Source organism: Bacillus sp. WC2503, from assembly GCF_052682895.1.
Window position 1 is genome coordinate 4866774 of record NZ_JBQYMD010000001.1, and the last position, 10727, is coordinate 4877500.

The 10727-nt window shown below is 37.9% G+C and carries 11 protein-coding genes and 5 tRNA genes (1 of these 16 only partly in view); 14 read left to right on the top strand and 2 right to left on the bottom strand.

What is annotated here, in order from left to right:
• Positions 1 to 95 precede the first annotated feature (95 nt).
• Together ACUN26_RS25225 and uvsE are read left to right on the top strand one after the other, a co-directional pair.
• Positions 96 to 1685 carry a DEAD/DEAH box helicase gene (locus ACUN26_RS25225; protein ID WP_000206605.1) on the top strand — a complete coding sequence of 530 codons (1590 nt, stop codon included), beginning with the start codon at positions 96 to 98 and terminating at the stop codon, positions 1683 to 1685.
• 93 nt (positions 1686 to 1778) lie between these two features.
• Positions 1779 to 2741, top strand: coding sequence for a UV DNA damage repair endonuclease UvsE (gene uvsE, locus ACUN26_RS25230; protein WP_000961174.1), 963 nt, complete (start codon positions 1779 to 1781; stop codon positions 2739 to 2741).
• On the opposite strand, the gene ACUN26_RS25235 is transcribed toward uvsE, so the two are convergent.
• The gene (locus ACUN26_RS25235; RefSeq protein ID WP_000908503.1) at positions 2734 to 3306 is read right to left on the bottom strand and encodes a rhomboid family intramembrane serine protease; all 573 of its coding nucleotides are present in this window, start codon (positions 3304 to 3306) and stop codon (positions 2734 to 2736) included. The two genes, uvsE and ACUN26_RS25235, sit on opposite strands and share 8 nt — an antisense overlap.
• 92 nt (positions 3307 to 3398) lie before the next feature.
• Between ACUN26_RS25235 and acpS the strand changes: the two genes are divergently transcribed.
• From acpS to ACUN26_RS25265, 6 genes are all read left to right on the top strand, one after another.
• Positions 3399 to 3758, top strand: coding sequence for a holo-ACP synthase (acpS, locus tag ACUN26_RS25240; protein WP_000635048.1), 360 nt, complete (start codon positions 3399 to 3401; stop codon positions 3756 to 3758).
• Positions 3759 to 3914: 156 nt separating this feature from the next.
• Positions 3915 to 4865 carry a LolA family protein gene (locus ACUN26_RS25245; RefSeq protein ID WP_002037834.1) on the top strand — a complete coding sequence of 317 codons (951 nt, stop codon included), beginning with the start codon at positions 3915 to 3917 and terminating at the stop codon, positions 4863 to 4865.
• A gap of 117 nt (positions 4866 to 4982) precedes the next feature.
• On the top strand, positions 4983 to 6152 hold the full coding sequence (gene alr, locus ACUN26_RS25250; RefSeq protein WP_000390621.1) for an alanine racemase: 1170 nt from the start codon (positions 4983 to 4985) through the stop codon (positions 6150 to 6152).
• Between the two features lie 299 nt (positions 6153 to 6451).
• The gene (locus ACUN26_RS25255) at positions 6452 to 6739 is read left to right on the top strand and encodes an antitoxin EndoAI (protein ID WP_000004570.1); all 288 of its coding nucleotides are present in this window, start codon (positions 6452 to 6454) and stop codon (positions 6737 to 6739) included.
• 4 nt (positions 6740 to 6743) lie between these two features.
• Positions 6744 to 7094: a type II toxin-antitoxin system endoribonuclease NdoA gene (gene ndoA, locus ACUN26_RS25260; protein WP_000635963.1), complete on the top strand. Its 351-nt coding sequence runs from the start codon at positions 6744 to 6746 to the stop codon at positions 7092 to 7094.
• Positions 7095 to 7162: 68 nt separating this feature from the next.
• The gene (locus ACUN26_RS25265; RefSeq protein WP_000426215.1) at positions 7163 to 9331 is read left to right on the top strand and encodes a Tex family protein; all 2169 of its coding nucleotides are present in this window, start codon (positions 7163 to 7165) and stop codon (positions 9329 to 9331) included.
• A 57-nt stretch (positions 9332 to 9388) separates the two neighbouring features.
• Here ACUN26_RS25265 and cmpA read toward each other — a convergent pair whose 3' ends face one another.
• On the bottom strand, positions 9389 to 9505 hold the full coding sequence (gene cmpA / locus ACUN26_RS25270; RefSeq protein ID WP_001143642.1) for a cortex morphogenetic protein CmpA: 117 nt from the start codon (positions 9503 to 9505) through the stop codon (positions 9389 to 9391).
• A 207-nt stretch (positions 9506 to 9712) separates the two neighbouring features.
• Between cmpA and ACUN26_RS25275 the strand changes: the two genes are divergently transcribed.
• From ACUN26_RS25275 to ACUN26_RS25300, 6 genes are all read left to right on the top strand, one after another.
• Complete coding sequence (locus tag ACUN26_RS25275) at positions 9713 to 10180, top strand: SprT family protein (protein WP_000544525.1); 468 nt, start codon at positions 9713 to 9715, stop codon at positions 10178 to 10180.
• 114 nt (positions 10181 to 10294) lie between these two features.
• Positions 10295 to 10369: transfer RNA gene (locus ACUN26_RS25280), tRNA-Asn, on the top strand.
• A gap of 3 nt (positions 10370 to 10372) precedes the next feature.
• Positions 10373 to 10463, top strand: a tRNA-Ser gene (locus ACUN26_RS25285).
• 8 nt (positions 10464 to 10471) lie between these two features.
• Positions 10472 to 10546: transfer RNA gene (locus tag ACUN26_RS25290), tRNA-Glu, on the top strand.
• Positions 10547 to 10550: 4 nt separating this feature from the next.
• Positions 10551 to 10626, top strand: a tRNA-Val gene (locus ACUN26_RS25295).
• Positions 10627 to 10651: 25 nt separating this feature from the next.
• Positions 10652 to 10727 (top strand) — tRNA-Met (locus ACUN26_RS25300); it runs 1 nt beyond the window's last position.

Here is a 10727-nt window from a genome sequence, read left to right on the forward strand (position 1 = left end):
TATATACGTGAGCATTCAGGAAAAGGGCTTTTCCGCCAATTCGGAAAATGCCTTTTTTTAAATGATAAGTATAGGATAGAAAAGGAGAAGTAACATTGACAACATTTCGAGAATTAGGATTAAGTGAATCTTTATTGCAATCTGTTGAAAGTATGGGCTTTGAAGAGGCTACGCCGATTCAAGCTGAAACAATCCCACATGCATTGCAAGGTAAAGATATTATTGGGCAAGCGCAGACAGGTACAGGGAAAACAGCAGCATTTGGATTACCGCTATTAGATAAAGTAGATACTCGTAAAGAAGCAGTTCAAGGTATTGTTATCGCGCCAACGCGTGAATTAGCAATTCAAGTTGGAGAAGAACTATACAAAATTGGTAAACATAAACGCGTTCGTATTTTACCAATTTATGGTGGTCAAGATATTAACCGCCAAATTCGTGCTCTAAAAAAACACCCACACATTATTGTTGGTACGCCGGGTCGTATTTTAGATCATATTAACCGTAAAACACTTCGCCTACAAAACGTTGAGACTGTTGTTCTTGATGAAGCGGATGAAATGTTAAACATGGGCTTCATTGAAGATATTGAAGCAATTTTAACAGATGTGCCAGAAACACATCAAACATTATTATTCTCAGCGACAATGCCAGATCCAATCCGTCGTATTGCTGAGCGTTTCATGACTGAGCCTCAACACATTAAAGTAAAAGCAAAAGAAGTAACAATGCCAAACATTCAGCAGTTCTATTTAGAAGTGCAAGAAAAGAAAAAGTTTGACGTATTAACGCGCTTACTAGATATTCAATCTCCAGAGCTTGCGATCGTATTCGGTCGTACAAAGCGTCGTGTTGATGAATTATCAGAAGCATTAAACTTACGTGGTTATGCAGCAGAAGGTATTCATGGTGACTTAACACAAGCGAAACGTATGTCTGTATTACGTAAATTTAAAGAAGGTGCTATTGAAGTTCTTGTTGCAACAGATGTTGCTGCGCGTGGTCTTGATATTTCAGGCGTAACACACGTATACAACTTCGATATCCCACAAGATCCAGAATCATACGTTCACCGTATCGGTCGTACTGGCCGTGCAGGTAAAAAAGGTATTGCAATGTTATTTGTAACACCACGTGAATCAGGACAATTAAAAAATATCGAGCGTACAACAAAACGTAAGGTTGACCGTATGGAAGCACCGACACTTGACGAGGCACTAGAAGGTCAACAACGTTTAATCGCTGAAAAACTTCAAAGCACAATTGAAAATGATAACTTATCATACTACAAGCGTATTGCAGAAGAAATGTTAGAAGAGAACGACTCTGTAACAGTAGTAGCTGCTGCTTTAAAAATGATGACAAAAGAGCCAGATACAACACCAATCGCTTTAACATCAGAACCACCAGTTGTTTCAAGAGGTGGCGGTTCTAAAAAACGCGGTGGTAACGGAGGCGGATACCGTGATGGTAACCGTAATCGTAGTCGTGATGGACGCAGTGGCGATGGTCGTAACCGTGACCGTAACCGTGACGGACGCAGTGGCGATGGTCGTAACCGTGATCGCAATCGTGATGGTGGCCGTGATGGTAACCGTGGTCGTAGAGGTGAAGGTCAAGGTCGCCCTGGATCTTCTTCAAATGGACGCGGCGAAAGAAAACATCATAGCCGTCCACAAGCTTAATAAAAAAAGAGAATGCCCTTTGTTGGCATTCTCTTTTTTTATTTCTAAAATTGTACATACTACATAATAACTCATGTAGAAAAGAGGTACGATATGCTTGTAAGGCTTGGGTATGTTGCGATGAGTGTGCATTTGAAGAACGCATCTCCATCTCAAACGATGACATATGCACAGTTTCAACGGATTGATGATCGAGAGGCTGCGATTCGTAAACTTGAAAGAATCGCTAATTCGAATTTGGAAAATTGCTTGCGGTTATTAAAGCATAATAAGGGGCATGATATATCTTTCTTTCGACTTAGTTCTAAGCTTATTCCTTTAGCGAATCATGAGGAGTTGTTAGAGTGGAACTATATTCGTCCATTAAAAGAAAGTTTAAAAGTGCTAGGTGAATACGCAATTCGTATGAATATGCGTATTGATTTCCATCCGGATCACTTTGTTGTACTAAATTCACCGGAGGAAAGTATTTTTAAACAGTCAGTAAAAACTTTGCAGATGCACAAAAAAATGTTAAAAGGTATGGGGATTGCACATAAGCAACGATGTGTATTACATGTTGGAGGAGGTTATAAAGATAAAGAGCTCGCATTAGAACGCTTTATAGAAAATTGGTCTAACGTTCCAAGGGGTATTCAAGAAATGATCATGTTAGAAAATGATGATACAACCTTCACGCTAGCGGAAACATTGTATTTAGGAGAAAAATTAGACATTCCGGTCGTGTTTGATTTGCATCATCATACGATGAACAATGAACGAGAAGATTGGCATGAAGATTGGGCGCGTGTTGTTCATACGTGGGAAACATCTTTGTTACCAGTTAAAATGCATATCTCCAGTCCTAGAGATGAGAAAGACCCGAGGGCACACGCTGATTTTATTGATGTTGATGCATTCTTATCTTTTTTAAGAAGGATTAAGGGAAGTGTTGGGCAAATTGATTGTATGATTGAGGCGAAGCAGAAGGATGAGTCTTTATTTCAACTCATGAGAGACTTAAGTAAACAAATAGATGTGGAAATTATCGATGGTGCGAGCTTTTACATTAAATAAGCTCAGCACCATCGAATTTTTTTGTTAAAAAAGGAGTTAAAATACCACCGGTTATTAATCCTGCTAAATGGCTTATAGGATTGGCGAAAGGATTAAAGAAAGTAAATAATAGTAATATAAGTATCATGATTGAGAAAATAGCAATTTCTTTTGAGTGTGAAGGGCGGTATCGATTGTACAATAAAAATAGTTGGGCGCCTAGTAACCCGAAAATCCCACCAGATGCTCCCGTATGAATGTATTCAGGAGGCATAATAATATAAGAAGCGATATTTCCGGAAATACCGGGAAGAAAAAATAGAATGATAAAAGAAATGTGTCCGAGTTGTTTTTCGATAGAAGAGCCAAGAATAAATAAGCAAATACTATTAGAAAGAAAATGTTGTAAGTCCACGTGTACGAGCAGAGAAGTTATGACACGCCACCATTCTCCTTTAGTGATATATTCATTGTTAGCTGCCATTGGAAAGAGAAAGAAGTCGCCTAACATCATCATGAATAGTTGAATAAGAAGTAAAGAGAGGATGATTGGATTTAAGGAAATGCGAGTGGGTCGTATTAGCATGCTGGTAGTATCACTCCTTTTGCATCAGAATGATTCTCTGTTATTCTTACAATATGAAAGAAGAAAGCTAAATAGAAGAAGGGGATTTCGAAATGATTGTAGGGATTGGAATAGATATTATTGAATTGAATCGAATTGAAAAAATGCTAGATGGAAAGCTTAAATTTATGGAACGTATTTTAACTGAAAGTGAACGTAATGTTGCTATGGAACTGAAAGGGAGTCGCCTTACAGAGTTTGTAGCGGGAAGATTTGCAGCGAAAGAGGCGTATTCAAAAGCGGTAGGCACTGGTATCGGGAAAGAAGTGAGTTTTTTAGATATTGAAGTGAAAAATGATGATAGAGGGAAGCCGCTTCTTATTGCAAATACAGAGCATATTGTTCATTTATCAATTAGTCATAGTAAGGAATTTGCTGTTGCACAAGTTGTTTTAGAAAGCTTGTCACGCTAGTCTGCATATTTCATATCCTTGTCTCATATATTTGAGGTAGCGATAAGGAAGGTACACCTTCCATTCATTTATAGGGGCAAAGGGGCTGAAGTGATGAAAAGGCGTCTGTTTTTAGTTCTTGTCGGTTTATTGACCGTTTTTGTGTTGGCGGGCTGTATGGAAAAGAAACAAGATGATGTTGTGAGAGATTTAGAAGCGAAAGTGAAAGGGATGAAAAGTTATCAAGCTGAAGCGAAATTAACTATTAAAACAGGGAATGAGCCTCAGGAGTATAAAGTGGAAATTTGGCATAAAGAACCTTCTTTTTATCGTGTGAATTTACAGAATGCAAAAAAAGATCAGAGCCAAATTATTTTAAGAAATGAAGAAGGGGTATTTGTATTAACTCCAGCGCTTAATAAGAGTTTCCGTTTTCAAAGTGATTGGCCGCAAAATAGTAGCCAGGCCTATTTATATGAATCACTTGTAAGAGATATTTTGCAGGATAAGAAAAACCTTACTTTCGAGAAAACAGATAAATATTATATTTTCAAAACAAAAACAAACTATCAACATCAAAATATGTTACCGAAACAAGAGATTACATTGAAGAAAAGCGATTTAACACCAGTTTCGGTGAAATTAATGGATAATGATCAAAATGTTCTTGTGAAAGTAGATTTCTCTAAAGTGAAATTCGATGCGAAATTTGATAAAGGTGCATTTGATACGAAACAAAATATGTCTAGAGCGCAAGTAGATGTTCAAACAACAGCGAAAGAAGACAAACCATTTGCTATTTTGTATCCGCGTGATACGCCGCAAGGCATGACTCTGAAAGACGAAAAAGAGTTGAAGACAGACAGTGGCAAGCGTACGATACTCACATACACTGGAAATAAGAAATCCTTTACCTTAATACAAGAAAAGGCAAAAGTTGCAGAGGCTTCGTCAGCAGTAAGTGTAAGTGGAGAGCCGGTTGATCTTGGGTTTACGATTGGTGCATTGACGAAAGAATCTGTAACGTGGTCACATAACGGAGTAGAATATATGCTCGTGTCTAAAGGTTTAGAGCCGAATGAGTTGTTAATGGTAGCTCGTTCAGTTACAGCGAAGCAGGTGAAGTAAACTTCTTAGACGTGGTGATATATGTGCACCACGTCTTTTCTTAGTTTGAAGGTGGATTTCATAAAAGAAGCATATAAAAGAATAAGCTTCGCATATCGTGTATAAGGAAGTGTATTTATGGAAGAAGCGTCATTTTACCGTGATACTTGGGTGGAAGTGGATTTAGATGCGATTTATAACAATATTACGCATATTAAAGAGTTCATTCCGAGTAATGTTGAGATTTTTGCTGTAGTTAAAGCGAATGCATATGGGCACGATTATGTACCGGTGGCTAAAACCGCATTAGAAGCAGGTGCAACAAGATTAGCAGTTGCTTTTTTAGATGAAGCCTTAGTTCTTAGAAGGGCTGGTATTACCGTACCAATTTTAGTGCTAGGTCCTTCCCCGCCTCGAGATATAAATGTAGCTGCTGAAAATGATGTAGCATTAACTGTTTTTCAAAAAGAATGGGTGGAAGAAGCCATCAAACTATGGGATGGTTCATCTATAATGAAATTCCATATTAATTTTGATAGTGGTATGGGGAGAATTGGAATACGCGAACGCAAAGAATTAAAAGAATTCTTAAAGAGTTTAGAAGGTGCACCATTTTTAGAGTTAGAAGGAGTATATACGCATTTTGCAACAGCAGATGAGGTTGAGACTTCGTATTTTGATAAGCAATATAACACGTTCTTGCAGCAGTTAAGTTGGTTGAAGGAATTCGGAGTGGATCCTAAATTTGTCCATACAGCTAATAGTGCTGCAACTTTACGTTTTCAAGGAATTACATTTAATGCAGTACGAATTGGTATTGCGATGTATGGATTATCCCCATCTGTAGAAATACGTCCTTTTTTACCATTTAAATTAGAACCGGCGTTATCATTGCATACGAAAGTTGCTCATATTAAACAGGTGATTAAAGGGGATGGAATTAGTTATAACGTCACTTACCGAACAAAAACTGAAGAATGGATTGCAACTGTTGCGATTGGATATGCAGATGGCTGGCTTAGAAGATTACAAGGATTTGAAGTGCTTGTGGATGGTAAAAGAGTACCGATTGTAGGGAGAGTAACAATGGATCAATTCATGATTCATCTTCCTTGTGAAGTCCCGCTTGGTACGAAAGTTACACTCATTGGACGACAAGGTGATGAATATATTAGCGCTACAGAGGTTGCTGAATATTCCGGGACTATTAATTATGAAATTATTGCAACGATTAGTTTCCGTGTGCCGAGAATATTTATACGACATGGTAAAGTTGTAGAAATCATCAATTATTTGAATAATATATAGAAGATCATCTAATTTGCTTCTTGTCATTTAATTGAGCTTTTTATTGATGGAAAATATGCTCTTTTTTGATGAGAAGCTTTTACTTATAATCACTTTTAATATAAGTTTTGCATAGGAATTCTTTTGTTCCTTGTTTAAAATAAGATGAAAAATAATAGAAGATGAATGTTTTTCCTGTGAATTGGAAAACATAAGCAAGGAATAAGGAAGTCTTTGCAACAGGCTCCATACAATGGTATTATTACAATAGGTGTCATATATATATTTGGGTGTGTAGTTGACGGTGGAGGTGTATTTTTGTGTCCGAATCAAGTGTAACTACTGAAATCGTGGTTCGGTTGCCAAAGCAAATGGTAACGGAATTGGACGGAATTGGAAAACAAGAGAATAAGAATCGCCATGAACTAATTTGCCAGGCAACACAACTGTTATTGCGTCAACATAAGACGAAGAAACGCTACCAACATGAATCAATGCGACGTGGGTACATTGAAATGGGAAAAATTAATCTTGGTATTGCATCTGAAGCTTTCTTAGCAGAGTATGAAGCAGCTCATACGGTAGAACGCTTAGTTAGCGGGGGGTAATATTTTGATTGTAAAACGCGGCGACGTGTATTTTGCAGACCTTTCCCCAGTTGTTGGTTCTGAGCAAGGAGGCGTTCGTCCGGTTCTTGTCATTCAAAATGACATCGGAAATCGTTTTAGTCCAACGGTGATTGTAGCGGCTATTACTGCACAGATTCAAAAAGCGAAATTACCCACTCATGTGGAAATTGATGCGAAAAAGTATGGATTTGAGAGAGATTCTGTTATTTTACTTGAGCAGATTCGAACAATCGATAAGCAACGCTTAACGGACAAAATCACTCATTTGGATGAAGTGATGATGATTCGTGTAGATGAAGCGTTACAAATTAGTTTAGGACTAATAGATTTTTAAATCGGCAGTTTAAGTTGCTCTCTTTGAAGGGCAACTTTTTTTTATTATAGAGGAGGTTACGGTTGTATATGGAAATGGTAGATAATCGACAAGCGTTAATGAAAATGTTAGTGAAAGAATTAGGCTTTACCGAAAAGCAAGTTCGTCATGTTATTCAATTAACAGAAGAAGGTAACACAGTTCCATTTATTGCTCGTTACCGAAAAGAATGGACAGGCTCTTTAGATGAGGTGCAAATTCGTGCAATCTTAGAGAGATGGCAATATATGATGCAGCTTGAAGATAGGAAAGAAGAGGTTCTTCGTCTTATTGGTGAAAAGGGTAAGCTAACCGAAGAGTTGCGCCGTCATATTGTTGCCGCAACGAAACTACAGGAAGTAGAAGATTTATATCGTCCTTATAAAGAGAAAAGAAGAACGAAAGCGACGATTGCAAAAGAAAAAGGATTAGAACCGCTAGCTGAATGGTTATTGTTATATAAAAAAGAAGATCCGGCTAAAAAGGCTATGGAATTTGTTAATGCAGAAAAAGAAGTGGAATCTGCAGAAGAGGCGTTGCAAGGTGCGCAAGACATTATTGCAGAAATCGTTTCAGATGAAGCTGCGTATCGTAGTTGGATTCGGAATGTTACTTTTAGAAAAGGTGTTATGTCTTCGGTTGTAAAAGACGAAGAAAAAGATGAAAAGAATATATATGAAATGTATTACAGTTATGAAGAACCGTTGCAGAAAGTAGTACCGCATCGTGTATTAGCGATGAATCGCGGTGAGAAAGAAGATATATTGAGAGTTTCTGTTGTTCCACCAGTAGATGAGATAATAACTTTCTTATATAAGAAAGTAATCCGTGATAACGATTCAAAAAGTGCGCATTATGTACAATTAGCGATTGAGGATGGCTATAAACGATTAATTCAATCTTCGATTGAAAGAGAAATTCGAAAAGAATTAACAGAAACAGCTGAAGAACAAGCGATACATATTTTCTCTGAGAACTTACGTAATTTATTATTACAACCTCCAATGAAAGGGAAGGTTGTGCTAGCCGTAGACCCTGCATATAGAACTGGTTGTAAATTAGCTGTAGTAGATGATACGGGGAAAGTTCTATATATCGATGTTATTTATCCGCATCCACCTGTTCGTAAATATGATGATGCAAAAAAGAAAGTTCTTTCTATTATAGATAAATATCAAGTTGAAATGATTGCAATTGGGAACGGCACAGCTTCTAGAGAAACGGAAGAGTTTATAGTAGATGTATTACAAAGTGTGAAACAGGATGTTTTCTATATTATTGTAAATGAAGCAGGGGCAAGTGTGTATTCGGCTTCCGATTTAGCTCGTGAGGAATTCCCTGATTTCCAAGTTGAAGAAAGAAGCGCGGTTTCAATTGGAAGACGCCTGCAAGATCCACTTGCTGAGCTCGTGAAAATTGACCCTAAATCGGTAGGGGTGGGGCAATATCAACATGATGTAACTCAAAAGAGATTAAATGAATCGTTAACATTTGTGGTAGAGACAGCAGTTAACCAAGTTGGTGTGAATGTAAATACAGCTTCAGTTGCATTGTTACAATATGTTTCGGGGTTATCAAAAACAGTTGCGAAAAATATTGTAGCTAAGCGTGAGGAAGATGGGAAATTTACGAAGCGTACTGAATTAAAGAAAATCCCTCGTTTAGGCGCGAAAACATATGAACAGTGTATTGGGTTTTTACGTATATTAGAAGGCGCGAATCCGTTAGATCGTACAGGGATCCATCCAGAACAATATAAAAATGTCGAATTGCTACTAAAGAGTCTAGGGTTATCGAAGAATGATGTAGGGAAACCGAACTTGCAGGAGAGTTTAGAGGGAGTGGATGTTTCTAAATTATCTCAAGAGACGGAGATCGGTGAGCCGACATTGGTTGATATTATTGATGCCTTAATTAGTCCAGAGCGAGACATGAGGGATGAATTGCCAAAACCACTTCTGAAAAAAGGGATTTTGAAATTAGAAGATTTACAGCGTGGTATGGAACTGGAAGGGACAGTTCGTAACGTTGTTGATTTTGGTGCTTTTGTTGACATTGGTGTAAAACAAGATGGTTTAGTGCATATTTCTAAATTAAGCAAACAGTTTGTAAAGCATCCATTAGATGTTGTATCTGTAGGGCAAATCGTAAAAGTATGGGTAGATGATATTGATACAAAAAAAGGTCGTGTTGCATTATCTATGTTACCGATTGAATAGTAAGAAAAGAGAGCAGATAAAACTGCTCTTTTTTTATGGAGTAGAAAGTGTAATGGATTATGAGCTTTGATGTATTTTGCTATAATAAAACCAGCATTCATTTAGCAATTTAATTTGATACCGGTTTTTTTCAAAATATGCACGTTGCATTTGTTTTTTTAGCCATGTAGGCATAGGAATCCCTCCTTGTATAATCCTACTCTCAAAAATTTACCTTTGTAGTTAAGGTACTATTGACGAGAGGTTAATGAGTGGATTTCTATTAATGTCGTATTTTTAGAAACCACGCTTCTTGAATGAGGATGGGTATATGTACTATTTAATATATGTATAGGAAGGGAGAAAAGTGTAAAAATATTTTTTTGTTTAGGAGGAATGAGAATGCATGAGAAAGAAATTCAGCAGCTAGTGGAAGAAGTATCCCTACGATACTTCGGGATGCCATTCTTACATAAAGCGATGTTTAATAATAGATTACGTACAACTGGTGGACGTTATCTATTGAAGAGTCACAATATCGAACTGAATTATCGATATTATGAAATGTATGGTAAAGAAGAATTAGTCGGGATTATTAAACATGAACTTTGTCATTATCACTTGCATATTACAGGGAGAGGATATAAGCATCGGGATAGGGATTTTCGTGAACTATTAAAAAAGGTAGGTGCACCACGTTTTTGTAAGCGAATGATTAATGAAGAGAAGGAAAAGAAGGAAAAGAAGGTTTATATGTATGAATGTATGGAGTGTTCGCTTCAATATGTAAGAAGACGTCAAATAAATACAAAAAGATATGTCTGTGGAAAGTGTAAGGGAAAACTAAAACCGGTAGCGAAAACATCTTGACAGTGAAAACGCAATCCAGTATATTATAAACATGTCACGTTTGTGCAAGATATTGTTAAAAAACATCTTGACTTACGATGAGAAGTTTTATAAGATACAAATTGTCTTCATTATTCCGCAGTAGCTCAGTGGTAGAGCTATCGGCTGTTAACCGATCGGTCGTAGGTTCGAGTCCTACCTGCGGAGCCATACAGAGAAGTACCCAAGTGGCTCAAGGGGCTCCCCTGCTAAGGGAGTAGATCGCTAACGCGGTGCGAGGGTTCGAATCCCTTCTTCTCTGCCATACATATTGGCCCGTTGGTCAAGTGGTTAAGACACCGCCCTTTCACGGCGGTAACACGGGTTCGAATCCCGTACGGGTCACCACTTTGGAGGATTAGCTCAGCTGGGAGAGCACCTGCCTTACAAGCAGGGGGTCGGCGGTTCGATCCCGTCATCCTCCACCATATAAATTTATATGAATAGTATTATCGCGGGGTGGAGCAGCACGGTAGCTCGTCGGGCTCATAACCCGAAGGTCGCAGGTTCAAATCCTGTCCCCGCAACC